The organism is Mesorhizobium sp. M1342 (assembly GCF_040317955.1).
In the GTDB taxonomy this organism is placed as follows: domain Bacteria; phylum Pseudomonadota; class Alphaproteobacteria; order Rhizobiales; family Rhizobiaceae; genus Mesorhizobium.
In genome coordinates this window covers 189,833-213,182 of record NZ_JAMYLI010000010.1, presented here as the reverse complement: position 1 = coordinate 213,182, position 23,350 = coordinate 189,833, and the positions used below count along the sequence as shown (strand labels likewise).

General features: G+C 63.7%; 19 protein-coding genes and 2 pseudogenes. 11 read left to right on the top strand and 10 right to left on the bottom strand.

The window, feature by feature from the left end; translation table 11 throughout:
* The coding region (locus NKH06_RS13000; protein WP_352893250.1) for an autotransporter-associated beta strand repeat-containing protein at window positions 1-1,072 on the top strand (1,072 nt) is incomplete at its 5' end.
* A gap of 23 nt (window positions 1,073-1,095) precedes the next feature.
* A pseudogene (locus NKH06_RS12995) lies at window positions 1,096-3,705 on the top strand (autotransporter outer membrane beta-barrel domain-containing protein).
* 16 nt (window positions 3,706-3,721) lie between these two features.
* Here the strand turns inward: NKH06_RS12995 and NKH06_RS12990 are convergent.
* Together NKH06_RS12990 and NKH06_RS12985 are read right to left on the bottom strand one after the other, a co-directional pair.
* Window positions 3,722-4,117 carry an acyl-CoA thioesterase gene (locus tag NKH06_RS12990; RefSeq protein ID WP_024504171.1) on the bottom strand — a complete coding sequence of 132 codons (396 nt, stop codon included), beginning with the start codon at window positions 4,115-4,117 and terminating at the stop codon, window positions 3,722-3,724.
* 364 nt (window positions 4,118-4,481) lie between these two features.
* Window positions 4,482-5,423 (bottom strand): phosphoribosylaminoimidazolesuccinocarboxamide synthase, encoded by a 942-nt coding sequence (locus tag NKH06_RS12985; RefSeq protein WP_352440394.1) that lies wholly within the window; start codon window positions 5,421-5,423, stop codon window positions 4,482-4,484.
* Window positions 5,424-5,681: 258 nt separating this feature from the next.
* Here NKH06_RS12985 and NKH06_RS12980 point away from each other — a divergent pair, with 258 nt between their 5' ends.
* From NKH06_RS12980 to NKH06_RS12970, 3 genes are read left to right on the top strand one after another with little or no spacing between them, the layout of a single operon-like run.
* The gene (locus NKH06_RS12980) at window positions 5,682-7,298 is read left to right on the top strand and encodes a GMC family oxidoreductase (RefSeq protein WP_352440393.1); all 1,617 of its coding nucleotides are present in this window, start codon (window positions 5,682-5,684) and stop codon (window positions 7,296-7,298) included.
* A complete protein-coding gene (locus tag NKH06_RS12975; RefSeq protein WP_352440392.1) occupies window positions 7,295-8,506 on the top strand; it encodes a mandelate racemase/muconate lactonizing enzyme family protein in 1,212 nt (403 codons plus the stop codon). Before NKH06_RS12980 ends, NKH06_RS12975 begins: the two co-directional genes overlap by 4 nt.
* A complete protein-coding gene (locus NKH06_RS12970; protein WP_352893248.1) occupies window positions 8,503-9,420 on the top strand; it encodes an NAD(P)-dependent oxidoreductase in 918 nt (305 codons plus the stop codon). Before NKH06_RS12975 ends, NKH06_RS12970 begins: the two co-directional genes overlap by 4 nt.
* 79 nt (window positions 9,421-9,499) lie before the next feature.
* Here the strand turns inward: NKH06_RS12970 and NKH06_RS12965 are convergent, their stop codons facing one another.
* Window positions 9,500-10,438 carry a diacylglycerol/lipid kinase family protein gene (locus NKH06_RS12965; protein ID WP_352630010.1) on the bottom strand — a complete coding sequence of 313 codons (939 nt, stop codon included), beginning with the start codon at window positions 10,436-10,438 and terminating at the stop codon, window positions 9,500-9,502.
* A gap of 723 nt (window positions 10,439-11,161) precedes the next feature.
* Between NKH06_RS12965 and NKH06_RS12960 the strand changes: the two genes are divergently transcribed.
* The 3 genes from NKH06_RS12960 to NKH06_RS12950 all read left to right on the top strand — a co-directional run bounded on the left by NKH06_RS12960 (window position 11,162) and on the right by NKH06_RS12950 (window position 13,404).
* Complete coding sequence (locus NKH06_RS12960; protein WP_127294990.1) at window positions 11,162-11,596, top strand: hypothetical protein; 435 nt, start codon at window positions 11,162-11,164, stop codon at window positions 11,594-11,596.
* Window positions 11,597-11,602: 6 nt separating this feature from the next.
* Window positions 11,603-12,733, top strand: a complete 1,131-nt coding sequence (locus NKH06_RS12955; RefSeq protein ID WP_352440389.1) for a hypothetical protein — start codon at window positions 11,603-11,605, stop codon at window positions 12,731-12,733.
* Window positions 12,734-12,882: 149 nt separating this feature from the next.
* A complete protein-coding gene (locus tag NKH06_RS12950) occupies window positions 12,883-13,404 on the top strand; it encodes a hypothetical protein (protein ID WP_023809774.1) in 522 nt (173 codons plus the stop codon).
* A gap of 33 nt (window positions 13,405-13,437) precedes the next feature.
* On the opposite strand, the pseudogene NKH06_RS12945 reads toward NKH06_RS12950, so the two are convergent.
* The 5 genes and pseudogenes from NKH06_RS12945 to NKH06_RS12925 all read right to left on the bottom strand — a co-directional run bounded on the left by NKH06_RS12945 (window position 13,438) and on the right by NKH06_RS12925 (window position 16,808).
* Window positions 13,438-13,968, bottom strand: a pseudogene (locus NKH06_RS12945) (dihydrofolate reductase family protein).
* A 95-nt stretch (window positions 13,969-14,063) separates the two neighbouring features.
* Window positions 14,064-14,597: a hypothetical protein gene (locus NKH06_RS12940; RefSeq protein WP_352893247.1), complete on the bottom strand. Its 534-nt coding sequence runs from the start codon at window positions 14,595-14,597 to the stop codon at window positions 14,064-14,066.
* On the bottom strand, window positions 14,563-14,694 hold the full coding sequence (locus tag NKH06_RS12935; protein ID WP_352893246.1) for a hypothetical protein: 132 nt from the start codon (window positions 14,692-14,694) through the stop codon (window positions 14,563-14,565). Before NKH06_RS12935 ends, NKH06_RS12940 begins: the two co-directional genes overlap by 35 nt.
* A 15-nt stretch (window positions 14,695-14,709) precedes the next feature.
* Window positions 14,710-16,332 (bottom strand): FAD-binding oxidoreductase, encoded by a 1,623-nt coding sequence (locus NKH06_RS12930; RefSeq protein ID WP_023809777.1) that lies wholly within the window; start codon window positions 16,330-16,332, stop codon window positions 14,710-14,712.
* A 233-nt stretch (window positions 16,333-16,565) separates the two neighbouring features.
* Window positions 16,566-16,808: a DUF1344 domain-containing protein gene (locus tag NKH06_RS12925; RefSeq protein WP_013530037.1), complete on the bottom strand. Its 243-nt coding sequence runs from the start codon at window positions 16,806-16,808 to the stop codon at window positions 16,566-16,568.
* A gap of 461 nt (window positions 16,809-17,269) precedes the next feature.
* Here NKH06_RS12925 and NKH06_RS12920 point away from each other — a divergent pair, with 461 nt between their 5' ends.
* Window positions 17,270-17,740: a YegJ family protein gene (locus tag NKH06_RS12920; RefSeq protein WP_502914466.1), complete on the top strand. Its 471-nt coding sequence runs from the start codon at window positions 17,270-17,272 to the stop codon at window positions 17,738-17,740.
* A 13-nt stretch (window positions 17,741-17,753) separates the two neighbouring features.
* On the opposite strand, the gene NKH06_RS12915 is transcribed toward NKH06_RS12920, so the two are convergent.
* Window positions 17,754-18,704: a hypothetical protein gene (locus NKH06_RS12915; protein WP_352893245.1), complete on the bottom strand. Its 951-nt coding sequence runs from the start codon at window positions 18,702-18,704 to the stop codon at window positions 17,754-17,756.
* An 84-nt stretch (window positions 18,705-18,788) separates the two neighbouring features.
* Window positions 18,789-19,847 carry a CapA family protein gene (locus NKH06_RS12910; protein ID WP_023809780.1) on the bottom strand — a complete coding sequence of 353 codons (1,059 nt, stop codon included), beginning with the start codon at window positions 19,845-19,847 and terminating at the stop codon, window positions 18,789-18,791.
* Between the two features lie 106 nt (window positions 19,848-19,953).
* Here NKH06_RS12910 and NKH06_RS12905 point away from each other — a divergent pair, with 106 nt between their 5' ends.
* Window positions 19,954-21,216, top strand: coding sequence for a hypothetical protein (locus tag NKH06_RS12905; protein ID WP_352893244.1), 1,263 nt, complete (start codon window positions 19,954-19,956; stop codon window positions 21,214-21,216).
* Window positions 21,217-21,651: 435 nt separating this feature from the next.
* Complete coding sequence (locus NKH06_RS12900) at window positions 21,652-23,274, top strand: DUF2778 domain-containing protein (protein ID WP_352610463.1); 1,623 nt, start codon at window positions 21,652-21,654, stop codon at window positions 23,272-23,274.
* Window positions 23,275-23,350 lie beyond the last annotated feature (76 nt).

Genomic DNA, 23,350 nt, shown 5'->3' with positions numbered 1-23,350 from the left:
CCCCGCCGCCCCCCCCCCCCCCCCCCCCACTGGCGGTGCGGTGACGTTTGGCGGCGGCGGCGGCGGTGGCTATGGGGCCATCGTGACGGGCGGCGGCTTGCAAAACACCAACAGCGGGACGATCAGCGGCGGCGGCGGCGGTGGCGGCCCTGGCAGCAAGGCCGGCGCAGGAAATGGTGGTGATGGAGGCGTTGGCATCATCTTCGCCAATGGCGGAGAAACCTTCACCAACAGCGGCACCGTTGCGGCCGGCGGCGGCGGTGGCGGCGGCGCCAGCTACAGCTTCAGCGACAGTATTCGAACCGCGGGGCCCGGAGGCAATGGCGGCGTTGGCGTGATCTTTACCGGCGACGGCGCCACCTTGATCAACAACGGCCTGATTCAAGGTGGCAATGGCGGCGGCGGTGGCGCTTCCTCGGCAGGAAATGGCAGCGGCGGCGCCGGTGGCGCTGGAATCGTCGGCTCCGGCCTCGCCATCACCAATACCGGCACGATCAGTGGCGGGGTCGCCGATGGCGGAGCCGGCGCCAGGGCAAACGCGGTCACCTTCACCGGCGGCGTGAACAGCTTCACCATCACCCAGTCCTCTGTCGTCAACGGTGTCGTGAAGGCGTTCAGCACGGCCGACACGTTCGGTCTTGGCGGTTCGGCCGGCGGTTCCTTCGACCTTTCACAATTGGGCGCGGCGGGCTCTTCCGCCCAGTACCAGGGCTTCGGCATCCTGGAAAAGTCCGGCACCGGCACCTGGACGGTTTCCGGCGCACCGGGTACGGTCATGGCCTGGTCCGTCACGCAAGGCATCCTCGATCTCGGCGCCACGACGCAGACCGCCAGCGGCTTCACGCTGACGGGCGGGGAATTGCGCAACGGCACTCTGAGCACCGCCGGCAGCTTCACCTTGAGCAACGGCATCGTGTCGGCGGTCGTCGGCGGGACCGGCTCCCTGGTCAAATCCGGCACCGGCACGGTCATCCTCACCGGCCTCAACACCTATTCGGGCGGCACCGTCGTCAACGGCGGCACGCTGAGGATCGGCGGCGACTGGGCGCTGGGCGATGTCTCGGGCGCCTGACCTTGAACGGCGGCGCGCTGCAGGTGACGGGCAGTCCCCTCAATTTCACGCTGGAGCGCCAGGTAATCCTCGGCGCCAATGGCGGTACCTTCGATGTCGGCGCCGGCAAGAACCTGATCCTCGACGGCGTGGTTTCGGGCGACGGGCAACTCGCCAAGACCAGTTCCGGCACGCTGACGCTGAACAGCGCCAACAGCTATTCGGGCGGCACGGCGGTGCGCGGCGGCGGCCTTGTCGTGGCGGCGACAGGTGCGCTCGGCGACGGGCCGGTCACGATAAACTCGAACGGAAGCGGGGGATGGGCCAAGCTCTATTTCTCGGGCAACGACGCCGCCAATCCGGTCAGCGCCCAGGATCTCTCGATCACCGTCGGGTCAGGCGACCTCAACTTCCAGCGCAATGCGACGGCGGGCGCGGCCACCATCGTCCTGGCGAAGGACGGCTACGGCGGGCTCAATTTCAGCACCGGAACCGATGCCGGCACGGCCAGCATCACCAATCAGGGCGGCGGCTTCGTCGCCTTCACGGGGGCAAGCGCCGCCAACGCGACCATCGTCAATGACGGCCTGGGCATACCGTATTATTTCAGCCGGACAACCTTCGACGGCGATTATTCGAGCAATGTGTCTTCCTCCGCCGGAGAGGCCACGATAACCAACCGGAATGGCGGCTCGACCGTTTTTTACGGACATTCGGACGGCGGAACCGCGACGCTGGTCAACGAGGCCGGCGGCACGCTCGATTTCCAGGGATCGTCGCAGGCGCAGGACGCTACCGTCGTCAACGGCGCCGGCGGCAGCGTGCTGGTGCGCTTCCCGGACCAGGACTCGGTGCTCGATGTCGGCTCGCTGTCGGGCGACGGAGCCATACAAATCGACGATTCACAGCTTTCGCTCGGCGCGCTCGGTCATGACGACGTCATCGGCGGCGTGATTTCCGGAAACGGCTCCCTGACCAAGACCGGCACGGGCAAGCTGACGCTCAACGGACAGAACAGCTATGCGGGCCCGACCACCGTCGGCACGGGAACGCTGGTGGTGGGCGACGCCAGCCATGGCGACGCGAGCCTCGCCGGCGATGTCACGGTGGATTCCGGCGCGCGCCTTGGCGGCATCGGCACCATAGGCGGCAATGTCACCATCCTTGGCACGCATGGCGTCGGCAATTCCATCGGCGTCCAGACGGTCGGCGGCAACTATGTCAATCACGGCATATTCGAAGTCGAGACGACCCCATCCGGCGCCGACAAGCTGATCGTCGGCGGCACGGTCGACATATCAGGCGCGACGCTCAACCTGGTCCTGACGCCGGCGACAGCCGAGAGCTGGAACCTGCGCAACGGGCCGTACACGATCATCCAGAACAATGGCGCGGCCGATGTCGCCGGCACCTTCGCCTCCGTCGGCAACCTCAACGACCTTCTCTTCCTCGACCATCTCATCAACTACAAGGGCGGCGACGGCAACGACATCACCCTTACCTTGGCGCGCAACGACGTTGCGGTCGCCAACGTCGCCACCACCGGCAACCAAATCGCGACCGCCGGAGCCCTCGACCGGCTGGGCGAAGGCAATGCGCTTGCATCGGCCATGCTGCTCATGACCGACGAGGATGCCGCGCGCCTGGCGCTCGATGCCGCGTCGGGCGAGGTTCATGCCTCGGCCAAGGGGATGCTTATCGAGGACAGCCGCTTCGTCGCCGATGCCGCAACCGCCCGCGTCCGGGCGGCCATGGGCGACGTCGCCGCTCCCGCCATGCCAGTGATGGCTTATGGCGAGGGCGGCCCGGAGCTGGTCGAGGCCGACACCAGTCGTTTCGTCGTGTGGGGGCAGGCTTTCGGCTCCTGGGGCACGGCGAGCGGCGACGGCAATGCCGCCGGCCTCGACCGCTCCACCGGCGGCTTCCTCGCCGGTGGCGACACCGCGATCGGCGAAGCCTGGCGGGTCGGCCTGCTGACCGGCTACAGCCACGCCAGTTTCGACGTCGACGATCGTGCCTCTTCCGGCTCCAGCGACACCTATCACATCGGCCTTTATGGCGGTGGACAGTGGGATGGCCTGGGCCTGCGCGGCGGCGTCGCCTACAGCTGGAATCGGATCGACACCAGCCGCAACGTCGTCGTTCCAGGCTTCGCCGATGCGCTGACGGCGAAGTACGATGCCGGCACCGCGCAGGTCTTCGGCGAGGCCGGCTATCGCGTCGAGACGCGCATGGCTGCCTTCGAGCCCTTCGCCAGTCTCGCCTATATCAACCTGCACACCGACGGCTTCACGGAAAAGGGTGGCGCCGCGGCGCTCACATCCGCGGCCTCGACCACCGAGACCACCTTCACCACGCTCAGCTTGCGTGCCTCGGCGGGCTTCGACCTCGGCGGGGTGCAGGCAACCGCGCAGGGTACGCTAGGCTGACGTCATGCCTTCGGCGACACCACGCCGACTACGGACATGGCCTTCGCCGGTGGCGACCTCTTCACCATTGCCGGCGTGCCGATCGCCAAGGATACAGCCATTGTCGGGGCCGGGCTCGATTTCCGGATCGCCGACAGAACCACGCTGGGGATCAGCTACTCCGGCCAGTTCGGGACGAAAGCGGCCGATCAGGGCGTTCGCGCCACGATGGAAGTGCGGTTCTGATTTTACGGCTTGCGCGTCAGCCTTCGGCAGGAACCGCTTTCGGCTTGCCCTCGCCATCCAGCGCCACCATGACGAAATCGGCATGGGTGACCTTTTCCATCAGGTCGGAGAGGTAGCGCTGCGCCCAGGCCTCGACCTTGAGCGTCATCGACGTGCGGCCGACACGCTCGACATGGGTGTAGATGCACAGCGTGTCGCCGATCTTCATCGCCTTGGCGAAGGACATCTCTTTCACCGCAGCCGTCACCACGCGGCCCTTGGCGCGCTCGGCGGCACGGATGCCGCAGGCCAGGTCCATCTGCGCCATCACCCAGCCGCCGAAAATGTCGCCGGCCGCATTGGCATCCGAAGGCATGGCCAGGGTGCGCAGCGTCAGATCGCCAAGCGGCCGTCCTTCAGCGTAGTGCACCATGGGAGAATTCCTTCGAGACCGGCCGCCCTCGATCCCGTATCGTCACGGCGCCCGAAGGTCAACGCGCCACGACATGGCCACAGGCTCCGAACTGACAAAAGACCTGCGACTGCCGGGTCGCGGTGTCGGCAGCTTTTTTGCCGGCAGCTTTTCACGATAGGAATTTTTTCTTGACTCAGTGACCGCAGCTATGGTACATTTTTGCCTATGGTGCTGATTTGCGCCAGTGACCCGCCGTACAGGCGGGTTTTTCGTTTGATGCACCGTCAGCCAACACCCGGCAAGGCTCCGTTAACCCGAGTTGGTGGGCTCTGGCATGGCGATGGGTGGAAGACGGCAGTTCGCATCACCCGGCGAAGGTCGATCAGAAATAGCGCCTGAGGTTGGTGCGAATACGATCGAGCACGCTGTCCCCGGAAAGGTCTGGAGAAAATTCCTTGCCGGTGATCGCCTCATAGGCCTGCGCATAGACCCGCGAAGCCTGTTCGACGATCTCGTCGGGTATCTCAGGGATAGGGTCGCTGTAAGGATCGCACCGCGCCGAGACCCACGAGCGGATGAAATCCTTGTCGAAGCTCTCCGGCCGGCTGCCGCTGGCGAGCGCCTGTTCGTAGCTCGCCGCAATCCAGTACCGGCTGCTGTCCGGCGTGTGGATTTCGTCGGCGAGAATGATGGTCCCGTTCTTGTCGGTGCCGAATTCGTATTTGGTATCGGCGAGGATGAGGCCGCGCTCGGCGGCGCGCTGCTGGCCGCGGGCGAACAGCCGCAAGGCGTAGTCCGATACGGTATCCCACTGCGCCTGCGTGAGAAGACCCTGCTCGAGGATCTCCGCTTTGGACAGCGGTTCGTCATGGCCGCCATGCGCGGCCTTGCTGGTCGGCGTGATGATCGGCTCCGCCAGCTTTTCATTGTCGCGCAGGCCGTCCGGCAGGTGGATGCCATACATGTCGCGGTCACCGCGCTTGTAGCGCGTCAGGATCGAGGTGCTGGTGGTGCCCGCCAGATAGCCGCGCACGACGATCTCGACCGGCAGGATGTCGAGCCTCGTGCCGACGACGACGTTCGGGTCGGGGTATTCGAGAACATGGTTCGGGCAGATGTCGGCGGTTTCCTCGAACCAGTAGCGCGCCGTCTGCGTCAGGATCTCTCCTTTGTACGGGATCGAAGTCAGGATGGTGTCGAAGGCACTGAGGCGGTCGGTGGCGATGATGATGCGCCGGCCATCCGCAAGGTCGTAGTTCTCGCGGACCTTGCCGCTGTAGTGGCCCGGCAGTTCGGGGATGAACGCGTCAGGGAGGGTTCGCATATGATTTCCTGCCTTCCGCAGAGTGGCCAGAGCATGATTCCGAAAAGTTGCAGACTTTCGGAGAAAATCATGCGCCAAAATAATGCCATCGCATAGGCTGTCGAGAAGGTAGATATCAAGCGCGATTGTCGGGCATCCCCGCAAACCCGGCCAGTTCGACGGTCGCTTTTTTCACAACTGATGCCGGATGGCGCGGCGACTTCGGAATGCCGTCGCGTCTAGGCTGCAGCCAATCTTTCGGAGCCTCCCATTTCCATCATGCAGACCTATGATTTCATCATCGTCGGCTCCGGCTCGGCCGGCTCGGTCCTGGCCGAAAAACTCTCGGCCTCGGGGCGCTTCTCGGTGTTAATGCTGGAAGCCGGCGGCAGCGACCGCCGCTTCTACGTGCAGATGCCGCTCGGCTACGGCAAGACCTTCTTCGATCCTGCCGTCAACTGGAACTACAAGGCCGAGCCGGATCCGGGCCTCGCCGGCAATACCGACCACTGGCCGCGCGGCATGCTGCTCGGCGGTTCAAGCTCGATCAACGCCATGGTCTGGATCAGGGGCGCCCGCGAGGATTTCGATGCCTGGGCCGCCGCCGGCAATCCCGGCTGGGGCTATGACGATCTGCTTCCCGCCTTCAAGGCGCTCGAGGACAACCAGGCCGGTGCCGACCGATGGCGCGGCACGGGCGGCCCGCTGCATGTCACCGACTGTTCGGACGCAGTCCATCCGCTGACCAAACGCTATCTCGCCGCCGGCCAGCAGGCCGGCCTGCCGCTCAACCCGGATTTCAACGGCGCCGCCCAGGAAGGCGTCGGCATCTACCAGATCTCGACCCGCAACGGCCGCCGCATGTCGGCGGCGCGCGCTTTCCTGCGCCCGGCGATGAAGCGCGGGAATGTCCGCGTCGAGATGAAGGCGCTGGCGACAAAAATCCTGTTCGAGGGCAAGCGTGCCGTCGGCGTCGAATACCAGCAGAACGGCGGGATGAAGACGGCGCGTGCCGGCCGCGAAATCATCCTGTCGGGCGGTTCGATCAACTCGCCGCAATTGCTGCAACTGTCCGGCGTCGGCCCTTCCGCCCTGCTTGGGAGCCTGGGCATTCCCGTCGTCCATGCCAACGAAAATGTCGGTGCGCATCTGCAGGACCATGTCGGCATCAACTACACCTTCAAGGGCCGGCTGCCGACGCTCAACCAGACGCTGCGTCCCTGGTGGGGCAAGCTGCTGGTCGGTATGCAATACATCCTGACCCGCTCCGGCCCACTGTCGCTGTCGATGAACAATGCCGGTGGCTTCTTCCGCACCGACCCGGCGGCGACGCGGCCAAACATGCAGCTCTATTTCCAGGCCTTCTCGACCGTCATTCCCAAGAGCGGCGAGCGCCCCATCCTGACGCCCGACCCATGGCCGGGCTTTTCCATCGGCCTATCCAACTGCCGCCCGTCGAGCCGTGGAGAGATCATGATCCGCTCGGCCAACCCACGCGACTACCCCAGGATAACGGCCAATGCCTACTCCACCAATGCCGATGTCGAGGAGATGCTGTCAGCGGTGAAATTCGTGCGCAAGATCGCCTCGATGCCCGCCATGGCCGAGATCATCGAGGAAGAGGTGTTGCCCGGCCCGTCGATCACCTCGGACGCCGATCTGGTCCAGGATTTCAGGAAGCGCTCGGGCACCGTCTATCACCCGGTCTCGACCTGCCGCATGGGGCCGGATCCCGCGCGCGCCGTCGTCGACCCCCGCCTCAAGGTGCATGGTCTGGAAGGTTTGCGCGTCATCGATGCCTCGATCTTTCCCGACAACATCACTGGCAACACCAACGCCGCCTCGATCATGACCGGTTGGAAAGGCGCCGAATTGGTTCTGGAGGACCAAGAATGAGGATCACCGACGTCAAGACCTGGGTTGTCGGCAATCCGCCGCCCGGCATCGGCGGCAAGTATTTCATCTTCGTCAAGCTGACCACCGATGGTGGCGTGGTCGGCTATGGCGAGGCCTACAACGCCACCTTCTCGGCCCATGTTACCGCCCGGATGGTCGAGGACATGGCCGAGCGCTATCTCGTCGGCCGCGATCCGCACGACATCGAGAACTTCTTCCGCCGCGCCTATTCCTCCGGCTTCACCCAGCGCCCCGATGTGTCCGGCATGGGCTGCTTCTCGGCGCTGGAAATAGCCTGCTGGGACATTATCGGCAAGGAAGCCGACAAGCCGGTCTACAAACTGCTCGGCGGACAGGTGCACGAGACGCTGCGCTCCTACACCTATCTCTATCCGCACAGCGGCAGCGTCCACTCCGAGGACGCGCACGGCAAGAACGTCTACAACGATCCAGATCTCGCCGCTGCCTGTGCGCTCGAATATGTCGAGCAGGGTTTCAATGCCGTCAAGCTCGACCCGGCCGGCCCCTACACCGCCTTCGACGGCCACCAGCCGCGCCTCGTCGATATCGACCTGTCCACCCGCATGATCAAGGCGATCCGCGAGGCGGTAGGCACCCGCGCCGACATCCTGTTCGGCACGCACGGCCAGTTCACGGCGTCCGGCGCGCTGCGCATGGCGCGCGCCATCGAGCCCTACGATCCCTTGTGGTTCGAGGAGCCGGTGCCGCCTGATATGCCTGAGGTCATGGCCCAAGTGGCCCGCGCGACCTCGATCCCGATCGCCACCGGCGAGCGGCTGACGACCAAATTCGAGTTCGCCCGCGTCATCGAGAACCGCGCCGCGACCATCCTTCAGCCGGACCTCGGCCGCTCCGGCGGCATTCTCGAAACCAAGAAGATCGCCGCCATGGCCGAGGCCTACCACATCCAGATCGCGCCGCATTGCTATTGCGGACCGATCGTCGGTGCCGCCAACATCCAGCTGGCGGTAACGCTGCCCAACTTCCTCATCCTCGAATCGCTGAAGCAGTGGGACGGTTTCCACGCCACGCTGCTGAAGAAGAAGATCGAGTGGCAGGACGGCAAAATCATCCCGTCGAAGGAGCCCGGCCTCGGCGTCGAGCTCAACGAAGCGGTCTGCGACGCACATCCCTATACGGGCAAGGAATTGCATCTGCAGATGATGCAGACGCCGTTGATGCCGTGAGCGAAAGCTACGCCTTCATCGGTCTTGGCCATCTCGGCGGCAACCTTGCCGCCAGCCTGATCCGCAACGGCTTTGCCGTCACCGTCTTCGACCGTGATCCCACCGCCGTCGGGCGCCGGGGGGCGCGCGGGGCCACAGCGGCAAGCAGCCCCGCCGAGGCCGCCGCACGGGCCGGCAACGCCATCTCCTGCCTGCCCTCTCCGAAGGTCAGCGAAGCCGTGCTGGCGGGCGCCGATGGTCTGCTGGAGGGCCTGCCCACAGGCGGCACCTGGATCGAGATGTCGACCAACGGCCGCGACGAGATTCTCCGCCTCGCGGCCCTCGCCTCGGCCAAAGGCATCGAGACGCTGGAATGCCCGGTCACCGGCGGCGTGCATCTGGCGGCGGCCGGAAAGATCACCGCGCTGGTCGGCGGCGATCCAGCGCTCTATGCGCGCCATCGCCCGGCAATCGAAGCGATGTGCGCGAAATCGTTCTTGATGGGGCCGGTCGGCTCGGCGGCGGTGATCAAGGTGATCACCAACATGCTCGCCTTCGTTCACCTCGTCGCCGCCGGCGAGGCGCTGATGCTGGCCAAGCGAGGCGGGCTCGACCTCGCCCAAGCTTATCACGCCATCGTCGCCTCCTCCGGCAACAGCTTCGTCCACGATACCGAAAGCCAGCTCATTCTCAACGGCTCCTACGATATCGGCTTCACCATGGATCTGGCGCTGAAGGACCTCAGCTTCGCGCTCGCCATGGGCGAACAGTCAGGCGTGCCGCTTGAGCTGGCGTCGCGCGTCAACGCGATTTTTCAGCAAGGCAAGGCCGCCTATGGCGGCGGCGCCTGGTCGACCCAGATCGTCAAACTGTTGGAAGATGCCGTCGGCACCGACCTGCGCGCACCTGGTTTCCCGGCCAAGCTCGAACTCTAACGCCGGCTGGATATTAAGCGATTTCAGCGAGTTGGCTGGATCGGCGGATTCATCTGAATCAATCCGTCAACGGCTTGATTCAGTATCTGAGCGTCAACGCACCCGGCAGGATCTCGAAGGTCGCGGGTATGCGTCCCGGCGACTCGCCGTCTATGTCGACCAGCGCGCCGTTCTTCTCGACATCGCCGAGCGGTTCGACCACCACTTTCCTGCCGCGCAAGATGGTGATCGCTGGATGGTTGCGGTGCCGGCCGCCATAGAGCAGCCGGATGTCCCAGATCAGCTTCAGCTTGCCGGCGGCGCGCAGGATGACGATGTCGAACTGCCCGTCGGTCAGTTCCGCATCCGGCGCGATCATCATGCCGCCGCCGAAGAATTTTCCGTTGGCGACCGCCACCAGCGCCATGCGCGCTTCGACGGGCGCGCCGTCGTCGACCGTGATCCTGACGTCCTGGAAGCGGTAGCGGATGAACTCGACCACGGTGCGCCACAGGAAAAGCGCCTTGGCCGACATCCTGCCCTTGCGCTTGTCGGCATTGACGGCGCGGTCAGTGGCGCCGGAAAGCCCCAGGCTGGCGATGTTGATGAAATGCCGGCTGGCCAGCGCGCCATGATCATCGATGTAGCAGATGCGCCCGGCATCGACCTTGCGACCCTTGGCTTCGGCCAACCGCTTCAGCACGGCATCCACCTCTTTCGGCAGGCCGAGCCCGCGCGCGAAGTCAATGCCGGTGCCGCACGGCAAGAGGCCGAGCTCGGTGGTCCGGCCGCTTTCCTGGAACGCCTGCAGCAGTCCATCGGCCACTTCGCTGGCGGTGCCGTCGCCACCGGCCGCGATCACCAGGTCGAAGCCAATCATCGCGAGATCGATTGCCAGCCTTTCGGCGTCACCTTCCGCCTGCGTTTCGCGCAGCTCGAATTCGCCGAAGTGCTTTTTCAGCGACGCGGCGACCTCAGGCCAGTGCCGTTTCAGCCGGCCCCCACCGGCAATCGGGTTGAGAACCACTCCGACTTTCAAGCAACCCTCCCGCAAGGACATCGAGCCGCTCGGCACCTCGAATCCTTTGCCGGCATTGAAGCCCGCACCGGCCGGCAGGGCAAGGGCCGAATGTCCACCGCTGCCGCCCATCATGGCGGATCGGAAAATCGCATTCCCTGGTTGATCCCCGATAATCCCGCTATCCACAGGCCTCAGGCCATTCCCCAGGCCCCTTACCCGGCGTAGGTTAAACCCATCTCAGGCGGCTACCGATCATCCAGCCGAAAGGCGAAGTGAAAGGCGGATTTCCTGAGGCCCGGACGGCCCGAAGCGAGAGCAGGCTTGCCTGTTTCGAGGGACGGAGCCGAGACCTACGGGGCCGCGGAAAGCGTGCCAACGCCGACGGCGGACCGATGCTGCCATGAAGGACGGCAAAAACCTTCGATGGTGCGCAGGGCAAAGCCCGCAAGGGTGGAAACCAGCGTGGTCCCGAACGGACGCTGCTCTCGGGCGGCGGACTGGCAGGACCGTCAAAATCAAGGCCGGCAAGGCGCGACGACTTTACGGAAGTTGCTGCCGCGACCGTGTCCTGATCTGACAGGGAGGCGCTGGGAGAAATCCCGGCGCCGACTGTCTTTTTGCCCCTCGATATCCTTCGCCGGCGATCTCGCGGGCGCCGCTTCACCGCGCGCTAAAATCGGTTAGTATCGCTGCGTCGTCAGAGTCTGTTTGCAAAGCGGACTCGTAGAGGGGGGATACTTCATGACGCTGATCCAGAAGCTTGCCGTCGCCTATGCTTTCCTGTTTTTCGGCGTCGTCGCCATTGGCTACATACCCGCGTTCAATGACGCTGGCGGCAATCTGTTCGGTCTGTTTTCGCTGCAATGGTATGACGACCTGCTGCACGCCTTCTCCGGCGTCTGGGCGCTGGCCGCCGCCTTCATCTCGCACCGCCAGGCGGTGTTCTATTTCAAGTTGTTCGGTTCGGTCTACCTGTTCGACGGCGTGCTCGGTCTGGTCACCGGTTCCGGCTGCCTCGATGCCGGCATCTTCATCAACGGCTTCCGCTCCCTCAACGATATCGAATTCCCGGCCCGCTTCTTCGCCAACCTGCCGCACCTGGTCATCGGTGGCTTCGCCGTCTATGTCGGTTTCCGGCTGGCCAGGCGCATACACGAACACTTCGCCACGGCCTGATCTGGCATGTTCCTGTTCCGCTGGCTGAAGCGCATCATCAAGACGATCCTGTGGGTGATCGTCCTCGTCATCCTCATCCCGATCGCCGGGCTGAGCTACGGCTTTCTGACGACGTCGTCGCTCGACAAGACGCCGCTGCCCGGAATTGCCGATGGCGCGCCGCCCAAGGCGCTGGCCGACAAGGTCCGCGCCGAGATCCCCTTCTACCAGCGGCCGGAGGAATCGACCTTCCTCACCTATCCGGAATGGGCGATCGTCTACGCCGCGCGCGAATATGCCGGCTTCGTCGACAAGGACCAGCCGAGCGGCTTTCCCTACTGGTCCTATGTCGGCCGCTTCTGGCAGGACTACGCCATGGTCATCCGCGCCAGTTCTGCCTACAAGTTCAACTACGCCAACCACCAGATGCTGGTCATCATCGGCACCAGCCACTCGATCGAGCATATATTGCAGTGGGCCTATGAGAACACGGTCGGCCGCATCACCGAGGCGACGACGGCCAAGCGCACCGCCGCCGACATCTATCAGGCCAAGCTGGCGGCGGACTATGCAGGGTTTCTCGACCAGGTGCCCTGGTATCAGTTCCCCTATGCCGAGAAGCGCGCCGGCCTGTTTGCCGTGCAGCCGGCGCCGGGAGACAGCTCGATCCGGACCAGCGAACGCAAGCTGGCGTTCGGCCTCGCCGACACCATCAAGCAGGGCTATGCCGACCTGATCACCAAGGCGCTCGCCGCGACGATGGACCCTGCCTTGCTCGACGTCCATGTCTGGGCCAAGGGACCCGTCGGCGAAGCCACCCGCAACGAGCCCGACACCTTGCTCGAACGCGACATGGGCGCTGACGGCACCATCTTCGTCACCAGGCGCTATCAGGTCTTCACCGAAATGATCCCGCGCCTGATCGACAAGGGCGTCTCCTTCGTCGAGATCGGCGGCAATGACGAGATCATGGTCACGGTGCTCTCCACCGATACGATCGCCATCCCTGAAGGCATGCGCATCCTGTTCAGCTATCCGCTCCCGGCCGATCAATCCACGCGCCGCACCGGGCTGACCGTCGCCGTGCGCAAGCTGCATCTCGTGCTGCCGGCGCTGATCAAGGCTGGCGCCAGGCTTGAACACGTCTACGACTACTGAGGCCTTTCGGCCACGCCCGGCCAGGATTATGCATTTCCTGGGCTCCGCCACGCCCATTCCACAATCGCGGCCAAATCCCGCCTTGTTCGCGCGCGAAGGAATGGGAAGAAATGGATGGGTTGCCGGGGGCATCTCGAAGGGACAAGACCGTGATCAAGACCGCCCTTGTCGCTATGACCATTGTCGGCTGCGACTGCGACGCCAAGCTTTGCGAATATATCGGCGAGACGCCGGCCAAGTGGTCGACCGTCGCCGAGTGCGAAGCGGCGATGAAGAGCCAGATGCTGCACGAGCGCAATTTCAACTATCCGCTCGTCTCCGGCATTTGCCGCACGAAGGGTTCGTCGTCCTCCTCGCAGCTGGCCGCGACCGCATCGCGCCCGGAACTGAAGCCCGCCAGCCGCGTTGTCAGGACCGAAAGCCCGCTACCGCCTGAATTGAGCCACCGGCCGAGCGTTTCGGTCGGTTCACCGACGACCGCCATGGAAGCGGATGCCGCCCGGCCGGTCGCCTATGAACAGGTGGTCGATGGCGGAACCGGCGTGCTCTATCGCACCAAAAACGGCTACGCAGTGGTCAAGACCGATCTCGGCCGCGCCGCCTCGGCGACCGCCGATGCCGCGAAACGCTCCGTGAACTGGCTGGCCGGCTTGGTGCCGAAGGGGCTGTAGTCCTGCTGGCGTCTCGGTTTGACGACCGCTTAATCAGGCAGGAACATAGGTCAACCTGATTACGTCGTCACCGATCAAATCGCTGGCCACAAAGCGAAGCGGCGGCCGGGGGCCGGCGAAAAATGGCTTGCCCTGACCGAGCACGAACGGATGGAGGTAAAGTTGATATTCATCGATAAGACCAAGATCGGTCAGGCTTCGTGCCAGGTTTGGTCCGGAAACTGAAATCTCCCCGACGAGCTCAGCCTTAAGCCCACCTATCACCGCCTCGACGTCGTCCCCGACAAGTGTGGCGTTGGGGCCGACCGACTTCAGCGAGCGCTACACAACCCACTTCGGTTGGCTCCGCCACGCCGCCGCGAATTCGTGCGCCTCCGCGCTCCATTCAGGACTGTCTTCGTCCCAATAACGCATGACCTCGTACATGCCGCGACCGTAAACACTGCCGCTCAAATTGCGCACTTGCTCCATCCAGTGACGAAAGATTGTCGGGCCTGACGGCATTTTCTGGTGGTCGACATAGCCGTCGAGTGACTGGTTCATTCTGAAAATGAGCTTCGCCATGCTGCAGGACCTCCAATTCAGGGTCGTCAGAATAACTTGAGCCGCCGTTATGCAAAAGTATGGATTCCCCCCCGAAACCCAACTGAGACACGACCCTAGTCCGGCCTGAACTTGACCTTCAGGCTCTGCCAGAACTTGTCGATAAGCGGCTGTTCGGTCGCTGCATCCTCGCCGGCAACGCGGGTGATGAACAGCAGCCCCCGATCGGCCAGGCCGAAGCCGACGATCTCGAAATCGGCGGTGTCGGTGCGTGTCTTCACCTCGGCGCGGATACCGGTCAATTCCTTGCCGTCGGCGAGCTTGCGCGTCATCGGCTCCTGCGTCAGCTTGGCGCCGGCCTGCACCGATTCCTTGGTCATCTCCTGCAGCATCAACTGGTTGAGCGACACCGGGTTCATCTTGCCATATTCCTGCACGACGACGATCGTGCCCAGCGCCGACGCCATTAGATACTGCGTGATATCATCGCCGAGATCGGTCTTGGTCACCGAAATATTGCTCGGATGGACGAAGGAGAAATCGCTGCCGGAGAAGGTCGCGAAGTCGTTGCGCTCGAGCGTCACCTTGCTGTGCTTACCGCCGGGTAGCGTCACATCAGTGCTCTCGCCGGGATCGATATCGACCGTCACCGTCGATGGTCAGCTTGAAGGCCTTGAGATCCTCGGCTCCGGCGGGGCCAGCGCACAGCGCGATGAGGATGAGTGCCGCGGCTGATACCTTGCGCATGAAGTCTCCTAACGTCTACGCCACCCCGCTCAGCGCCTTGATGGCACGGTAGAAGGTCGAGGAAAACAGTTCCGTCGGGTCATACTGCCGCTTCGCCGCCAGGAAGGCCGGCAGTTCGGGATAGGAGGCGAGCAATTCCCTGGCCGTATAATGCAGCTGGTAAGGCAGGAAGAAGCGCCCGCCATGCTTGATCGTCACGTCGATCAGCGCCCGCGTCAGCGCGCGCATCCTGGCATTGCCGTCGGCATCGGTCGGCTGGTTGATGTAGAGCACCAGCGAATAGGCTGGCTCCGGCGCGTAGGTCAGCGCCACATCCTCCTTGTGGACGATGCGCACCGAAGCATTGAGCACCGGCAGCGTCTGGTTGCGCAGGATCTCGCGCGTTTCCGCGATGAATTCGACATAGGCGGCACGTGGAATAAAATATTCGTGCAGGATGTCGGTCTCTTCTATTTGATCGTTGAAGAGATAGGGCACCGAATCGTGCATCGGGTTGTTGCGGGTGACGAGACAGGCCTCGCCCTCGGCCATGGCCGAAGTACGCGCCACCGTGCAGCTTTCGAATTTCGGCTCCAGCGTCTTTTCGGTGAACCACTTCAACTCCTGGAACAGGCTGCCCCATTTCGCCAGGTTGATGATCACCCGTTTCAGCCCGACTGAACCCGGCTCGCCGATCTCAGGCTGATCCGCCGGCGGCTGCTCCGCCACCTTGTCGTAACGGTAGACGATCATATCCTCGAGGAAATTGCCGGGCGCCGTCGACAGATGGCCGTAGAACAGGCCGATATTCTTGTTCGGCTCCAGCACCTCGGCGAAGAATTTCGGAAAATCGTCCGATCTGATGATTTCGCGCGAGGTCCGGTAGACGGCGTTTTCGACGATATCGAGCGTCGCCTCCAGCACCACGCCGAACAGGCCATAGCCGCCGACGACGTGGCGGAACAGATCGGTGTTCTCGGTGGGCGAGCAGGTCGTCACCGAGCCGTCGGCCAGCATCACTCGCATCGAGCGGATCGAGCCCGCCACCGACCCTGCCTGGTGGTCCATACCGTGCGCATTGACCGACAGCGAGCCGCCGACCGAGAAGATGTCGGTCGACTGCATCGCCTTCACCGCAAAGCGCGGATGCAGAAGGTTCTGGATGTCGTGCCAGCGCGCGCCCGGCTGCAAGGTCATGGTCTTCGCCGCCGCATCCACGGTCACCTTGTTGAACTTTCTGAGGTCGAGTACCAGCGCGTTGTCGTCGAAGGCATGCCCGCCCATCGAATGGCGGATGGCGGCCAGTGAGACTTTCAGGCCATTGGCACGCGCGAAGGCCAGCGCATTGGCGATGTGCTCGTCCTCGCTGACCTCGACGACGCCGTAGACCGGCGTCATCGACAGGCCGCTGGCATCGTTGATGTCGCCGCCTTTTGCCGACCAGGGCAGCGACGCATCGAAGGCCGGCGCATTGTCCAGCGGCTTCAAAGGCAACGCGAAGCCGTCGATATCGGCTATCCGTCCGGCGTTCTTCGGCCCCGAAGGCGCGCGCGCCAGCCGCGCCACGGTGTTGCCGCCCCACAGCACCGCGCCACCTAGGACAGCCGCACCCAGCAGCAATCGCCGCGACAGGCGAAACCCTTTTTGTTCGTCGGCCATGAATATCCCCCGTTGGCCAAGGGATAGCGCGGCTTTTTGGCAAAAACCATAGCGATGCCGCCGGACAGCGTTCCGCCGGCCGGCCCTGGGGTCCAGCCGGAAGACCTCATCCAGGTCGCCCGGCATCGAGGGGCGAGGCATGAAAATGGCCGATCCCCGGAGGGACCGGCCATGAGTGGAACAGGGTTTGAAAAATCCGGTCAGCAGGTCTGCCGACGCACGATGCTCTCGCGTTACGAGGCCTTCTTGATCGACGTCACGATGCCGGTCTTGTCATCGACAGTCACCGCCACCTTGGCGCCGACCTTCAATTTCCCGATCGTCGCTTCCGGTGACAGCTGGTAGATCTTGCCGTCGTCGAGGGTGATCGACTTGGTCGTCGGGTCGACGGCCTGGATCGTGCCCTGAACGGTCGCGGCATAGGCCGTGCCGAGGAAGGCGAGCAGAGCGGCGGTGGTTGCGAGGGTCTTCTTCATGGGGTGCACTCCGTGCTGTTTCACTTTTCCGGGCCGCCTTGGGAAACGACAGCACCGGACGGCCTTAAACTGGAACGGAAGCGCTCGCTCCGCAAATCACGTTGGGTGAATTTTTGCAAACAATATCATAGGCTTAATTCCGACACATTGTCTGCGACCGAGATCATTTCAGGCCGCTTCGGCTCCCCCAATGAGCGGACTTCTGTCCGCGAAAAGAGTCGTTTAGCCGGATTGTGGCGGGCGGTTTCGATCACGGCGCGGCCGCCGCAATCCGTCTCAAGCTGCATCACGAAACAGACTGCCGACCGGTCATCGATACACATTTTGTTTCATGGATCAGCTCAACTCGCCGCTCCGAAGTGGATGAAACTCGCGCTCCGGTTGCAAATCGGGAACGGATGCAGGATGGTGCGCCGTTACGATGAAAGGGGGCCTTCCTGAAACTTGCAGTCCGGACCGCGATGTCCCTGATGCTGGCGCTTGCGCCGGGGTCCGCCTGTGCGCAAGGCGCGGATCCGGGCGATGACAAGACGATTATGTTTACCGAGGACGATCCCGAGATGGCGGCAGCGACAGCGCAGGCGCTCGCCAGCCTGGATGAATTCCTGGCACTGTCCGAGGCTCCTTCCTCCGACACCGACAGGTTCAAATTGAAGGTCAAGGTGCGCGACGGCAACGTCAGCGAGCACTTCTGGGTCATCCCGTTCCGCCGCACTGAAACAGGCTTTGTCGGCATATTGGCGAACCAGCCGGAGCAAGTGCGTAATGTGGTCCTCGGGCAGAATATAGAATTCACCCGAAACGATATTTCCGACTGGGGCTATATGCGCGCCGGCCATCAGGTCGGCAGCTTCACCGTCTGCGTTATGTTCAACAAAATGTCGAAAGAGGAGGCGGACACCATGCGCGACCAATACGGCTTTGACTGCTGACAGCGAGGCCCAACTAATCGATCTCGTCCTTCGCGCCGATCTTGCGCACAAGTGCCGCCGTCGCCAGCATCGCGCCCATGTCCGATATCATCGGCGCGACATGCGTGGTGTAATCGAGCGGCACCGAAATATCCGGCAGCTCGAAGAAGTTCTTCGTCTGCGGCAGCAGCAGGAACCCATCGCTGCCATTGAGCGCGACACGGGCCGGATCGTCCGGCCAGGTTTCGCCAAGCCATTTCAGCGCCTGCGCCAGCCGGCCGCTCACCAGTGGCTGTGCCGCCCCGAGATTGTCGGTGCGGAACTCGTACGCGGCGTCGAGCGCCACGTCGCCACTGGACAGCTCTTGCAGCTTGCTGGCGAAGATGCCGCGAAAGAAGCTGATGACCGCGTTGGTCCGGCGCGTCGCCACCAATATGCCGGGGAACGGCGCGATGGTCTCGAAGGCGACGATGACGCCCTGAAAGGCGGTCGACGAGCCCTTGCCCGACCCTTCCCGCAGATGCGCCTCGTAGAGCTCGAACGGAAACCCTTCGTAGCGGCCCGCGACGATATCATCGAACGCCTGCCGGTTGAACGGACCAACCGCCGTGCGCGGCAACCGGTCGAAGGAATTCGGCATCACGCCATGCTGGTAGCGCATGTCGGCGATGAAGCCGAAGATGATCGGCAACAGCGTCTCGCGGAACGATTGCTGCAGCCGCGTCGCCGGTTTCCTGGCCTGGAAATAGAGCAGGATCGAAGCCGCGAAGCCGATGACATACAGGAACACATGCGGCGTCGAGACCCATTGCTCGTTGGGGTCGGCGACCTTGTTGAACAGCCAGGCGACCAGCACCACGGCCACCAGCACCAGGCCGACGAACACCGGCACCCGCCAGCGCACCTGCCTGACCGCCGACGCCCTCGCCGCTTCATAGGCCGCGATGTCTTTCCGGATGCCGGCGATGACCGTTTCGCTCGGCATGAAATCCGCTGTTTCCACCGCTATCCCCCGCAATCCTGCCTCTGCGGGAGCATGATAGTCGGTTTTGCAGGGGCCGCCAGACGTTTAAGCGGGGACGCCTTGATCGGTTGGTGGAGAAGGGAAGATCGCTTTCAGTCGCCCCTCGACCTTGTCACGCACTCGGCCCTCCAAAGCCTCCACCAACACCAGCCGCTCATGGTCGCCGGCGCGCAGGCGCATGAAGGGATGCAGCCGGTAAGACGCGATCGTCCCGCGCGTACCGGCATCGGCACTGACATCGACAGTGAGGATAGAACCGATGCGACCCGGCCATGGCTGGCGGGCGAAGGCGGTGCCGAGGAAATCGCCAAGTCCATAAGCGACCACCGTCTTGTCGATCCTTTCCACCGGCTGCACGACATGGGCGTGATGGCCGGCGATCAGTCCGACGCCCTGCCCAGCCAGCCGCCTGGCCAGCGCCCGCGTCTCGGCACGCGGAAAATGCCGGAACTCCCAGTCCCAATGCGGCACGGCGCAGAGAAGATCCAAGCCAGCGCGCGGCCAGCCCGTCGGATCGCTGTCCATCGAAACGCGCCCCGCAAACAGTTTTTCATCGGCGTTGCGCCACAGCGTGAATGCGGCGAAGCCGATATCAAGCGGTCCGACCTGGACAGGCACCACCGGGCCATTGGCGGCCAGGCCGACCGTGCGGATGCCGAGCCGCTGCAACGCCGCCACCGTCTCGTCGAAACCGGCGACGCCCTGATCCAGCACATGGTTGTTGGCCAGCGACAGCACGAGCCTTTCTCGCGCAATACCAACCGCCGCCAGAGCCTCGGCCAGAAACAACTCGCTCATCGCATGATGCGTGCCGAGCCTTGTGCCCAGCGCCGCGCTTGGTCTGTCCACCACGGGGCTTTCGCAATTGCCGATCACCAGATCGGCAGCGCCGAGCAGCGCCTTGATCGCCGGATCGCAATCCGGCGCGCTGCGGTTGGCCACCGCCGAGATGTCCCCGACAAAGGCAAGCCGCATTGTCTGCCTCGGCGGCGGATCCATAAGCGTCCCAGCCATCAGCGCAAAGTCTTGCACGTCGCCGGCCAGAGACGGCTTCAAGAAACGCGGCAGCCAGGACAGTTTGTAGGAAAACGGATAATTCGACACGCGATGCCCAATTGTTTGCCCTGTGTAGACCGTCCGGCGGGCGGGTTGAAGCGCAGCGCTGCAAATGGTGTATATCTGCGCTGCGCGACAAATATTGGGGGAAAAGATGACACGACTGGCAGGCCTGCTGACCGCTTTCATTTTGCTCCTGCCGCTGTCTTCCGCGTCGGCGGCAATGCCCGAAGCGGCTACCCGACTGTTCGAGGCGAAGAGCGTGGCCGCGCGCGACGCTGCCCTGTCGATGCTGGAGGCCGCCGCGCCAAACGACCCGGCATCCGCCTATGCGGCCGGGGCGGGCGAGTTCTTCACCGCATTGGAGATCCTGGCCACCGGCCTGCACCGCCATGGTTTCGAAAGCCCGCAGTCCTTCATGCTGCCACTGATGCGGTTGCCGGTGCCCGACAATCCCAATCCCGAGCCGCTGAGTTACGAGCAGTTCCGCGCCATCCTGGTCGGCTTCCGCGACCGGCTGGAGAAATCCGCGGCGACGTTTGCGTCGGTGCCGCCCGATGCCGATATCGGCATGGTGATCGATCTCACCCATGCCGGCATAGACCTCAACGAGGACGGCACCATCGCGCCGGACGAGAGCATGGCGGCGATCATCGCCGCGTTGTCACGCGGCGGCATTACATCGGACGACGCCGTTCCCACGCTCACCTTCCGTTTCGACCGCGCCGACGGATACTGGCTGCAGGGCTATGCCGAGTTCCTGATGGCGCAGGCCGATTTCTGGCTTGCGCATGATTTCAGGAGCACCTTCGACGGCTCGTTCCACATGCTGTTCCCGCGCGCCAAGCTGCCGTTGCAGGATATTCTCGTGCCGCCGGCAGGCGACATGGGCTCGAGCATCTTCTCCTCGGAATGGCGCATCGCCGATTTCATCTCGATGGTGCATCTCATCAACTGGCCGGTGGTCGAAGCGGAGCGCCGGGAAGCGGCGCGCCGCCACCTGCTGGAAATGATCCGGCTGTCGCGCGAGGACTGGAAGGCGATCCGCGCCGAGACCGACAATGACCGCGAATGGCTGCCTGGACCGCAGCAGAAGGGCGAGAACCCGCTCACCGGCCTCGAAGTCGGCGAGGAGCAGGTTCAGGCCTGGCTCGCCGCCCTGACCATGGCCGAAGATCTCCTGGAGGGCCGCAAGTTGCTGCCGCATTTCCGCGTCACCGCCGGCACGGGCCTGGGCATCAACATGAAGCGCTTCTTCGATGACCCGAAAAACTTCGATCTGGTGCTGTCGATTACCGGCCCGGCCATCGCGCCCTACCTCGAAAGCGGCGAGCTCGTCACCAGCAGCGATTTCGACCAGATCCAGCGCCAGTTCGGCGGCGGCGGGTTTTTGACATTTGCGCTGTGGTTCAACTGAGGGTGGGCTGTTTGAGACCGCCCTCCCGCGGGAATCGCAGCATGGCAGGCAACAATTTTACCGGAACACGCGCCTTTTGTAGGCAGTTTCTGCCGGTAGCCGGTTCGCTGCATATACCGCGGAAAGGCGCTGCGTAGAAATTAGCAGTGGCTGTTTTGCTTGACTCGGCCGCCAAAAACAGGCAGCAAAACCAGGTCGGAAGGGCGACAACACCACTTTCCTGGCCGTGGACGAAGCCAAATTTGGGCCAAATCCGCATCTCGTCGTTGGTTTTGAGAGGAATTGATTAACCAACTTTGTCCATATTTTGAAGCAATTGGCAACCAACTACAGACGCGGCAAACGCGTCGGGGACCACCTGGGATCACTCACAGAATGGTCGTCGCGGCTCTCAAGGCCACGTACGGGGAAACCGATTGAAGCGAGATTGGTTGCATGGCGTTGTTGAGTACACATAAAAAAAACCGGGGACAGCGTGAGGGCGGCGAGTTCGTCGATGCTCCGCGTTCCTCTTCCTTCAACGCTGGCCGGGTGGCCCGCTGGGTCGCACTGCCCTGCGTCAGCACTGCCATCGGCCTTTGGCTGATCGGCACCATGGCCGGCCTCAGTTCCGTCGGCGCCTCGCTGTCGGCGACTTCGGTTGGCCTGCCCCAGACGCTGTCCATGCCGGGATCGCTCGCATTTACCGATCCGCTGAAACAGCACTTCTTGAAAGCACCCTTCGTGCTGGCCAATGCCAATGGCGGCACTCAGGCCCTGCATGATCATTCGGTGCAGTGCGGTGCCAGCTGTTTCAAGCTGGCCAGGGTAAGCTCACGGGCGGAAAAGTCCGAACGCCTTGTAGCGCAGGCAAAGCCGATGCCAGCCGCCGTGAAGTCGAAGGCGCAGGAGCGCTTCGAACGCATGGAAGCGTCGCTTTCGCCGATGAAGCTGGCCGCTGCCTTTGCCGACGCCGGAAAGCCTGCCGCCACTGCCAACACGCGCCCGGTGATCTCCACCGTCGCACCGCGAATTGCCGAGGCGTCGCTGGTGCCGTCCGTCCAGGTCACGGCCAGCCTGTCCGATAACATGCCAGTTCCGGCGGCCGAACGTTTCGCCCGGCTGGATACCGGCTCGGTGGTCGTGCAGACCGCACCGCAGCCGATGGGCTTTGCCCAATCCGATACGCCGGACAATTCGCAGTTGGCGCTTGCCCTCGTGCAGTCGCTGCCGGCCGACGACGAGGCGTTCGCCTCACCGCTGCCGATCGAGGAATCGTCAGCCGATGTCGCGGTTTCACCCGTCGAAACCCAGCAGGATCAACCCGGCGATGCCGCCTCGCTGCCGGACGCGCTGACCGACGACGTGCCGTTGCCGACCCGCCGCCCGCAATTCGACCCGCCGCAGCCCAAAATCGTCCAGCAGCAGCCTAAGCCCGTTCAGCAGCCCAAATCTGTTCAGCAGCTCAAGCCCGCCCAGCAATCGAAGCCGGCACGCGAGACGGTCCAGCAGGCCCAGCCGGCGAAACCGACGCGGCAAGGCCGGCCAGCCGATGGCGGCGATGTGCTGGCCTATGCTAAGCCCGACACGCCTTCGGGCGGCCTTGGCAAGGCGTTCAGAAATCTGTTCAACTCGCCGGGATCCAGAAGCGGAGCCGGAAATGGCGTCGCCGTCTACGATATCAGCGCCGGCACCGTCTACATGCCTGACGGCTCAAGGCTCGAGGCTCATTCTGGCATCGGCGCCATGACGGACCAGCCGCGTTATGCCGACCAGAAGAACCGCGGACCGACACCGCCCAACACCTACAATCTGTCGCTGCGCGAGACGCGCTTCCACGGAGTGGAGGCCTTGCGCCTGACACCGGCCGATGGCCGCAACAAATACAATCGCGACGGCTTTCTGGCCCATACCTACCTGCTTCGAGGCCGCTACGGCCAGTCGAGCGGTTGCGTCGCCTTCAAGGACTATGCGCGCTTCCTCGCCGCCTACAAGAAGGGCAAGATCAAACGCCTTGTCGTGGTGCCGCGCCTGAACGGGTCGGCGACGCAGGTCGCATCAGCCGCCAGGGGCGTGTAGCGACAAGAGGCTTTCGGCCGCACCTTCCCGCCTGCTCCTGACAGCCTGCTGTCAGGAGCAGCGCTGTTCGGCACGC

Coding starts and splice junctions, on each gene's coding strand:
- NKH06_RS12900 (WP_352610463.1), top strand. CDS start 21,652: ATGGCGTTGTTGAGTACACATAAAAAAAACCGGGGACAGCGTGAGGGC.
- NKH06_RS12905 (WP_352893244.1), top strand. CDS start 19,954: ATGACACGACTGGCAGGCCTGCTGACCGCTTTCATTTTGCTCCTGCCG.
- NKH06_RS12980 (WP_352440393.1), top strand. CDS start 5,682: ATGCAGACCTATGATTTCATCATCGTCGGCTCCGGCTCGGCCGGCTCG.
- NKH06_RS12935 (WP_352893246.1), bottom strand. CDS start 14,694: ATGCGCAAGGTATCAGCCGCGGCACTCATCCTCATCGCGCTGTGCGCT.
- NKH06_RS12990 (WP_024504171.1), bottom strand. CDS start 4,117: ATGGTGCACTACGCTGAAGGACGGCCGCTTGGCGATCTGACGCTGCGC.
- NKH06_RS12925 (WP_013530037.1), bottom strand. CDS start 16,808: ATGAAGAAGACCCTCGCAACCACCGCCGCTCTGCTCGCCTTCCTCGGC.
- NKH06_RS12960 (WP_127294990.1), top strand. CDS start 11,162: ATGACGCTGATCCAGAAGCTTGCCGTCGCCTATGCTTTCCTGTTTTTC.
- NKH06_RS12930 (WP_023809777.1), bottom strand. CDS start 16,332: ATGGCCGACGAACAAAAAGGGTTTCGCCTGTCGCGGCGATTGCTGCTG.
- NKH06_RS12955 (WP_352440389.1), top strand. CDS start 11,603: ATGTTCCTGTTCCGCTGGCTGAAGCGCATCATCAAGACGATCCTGTGG.
- NKH06_RS12920 (WP_502914466.1), top strand. CDS start 17,270: ATGTCCCTGATGCTGGCGCTTGCGCCGGGGTCCGCCTGTGCGCAAGGC.
- NKH06_RS12985 (WP_352440394.1), bottom strand. CDS start 5,423: ATGCGAACCCTCCCTGACGCGTTCATCCCCGAACTGCCGGGCCACTAC.
- NKH06_RS12975 (WP_352440392.1), top strand. CDS start 7,295: ATGAGGATCACCGACGTCAAGACCTGGGTTGTCGGCAATCCGCCGCCC.
- NKH06_RS12915 (WP_352893245.1), bottom strand. CDS start 18,704: ATGCCGAGCGAAACGGTCATCGCCGGCATCCGGAAAGACATCGCGGCC.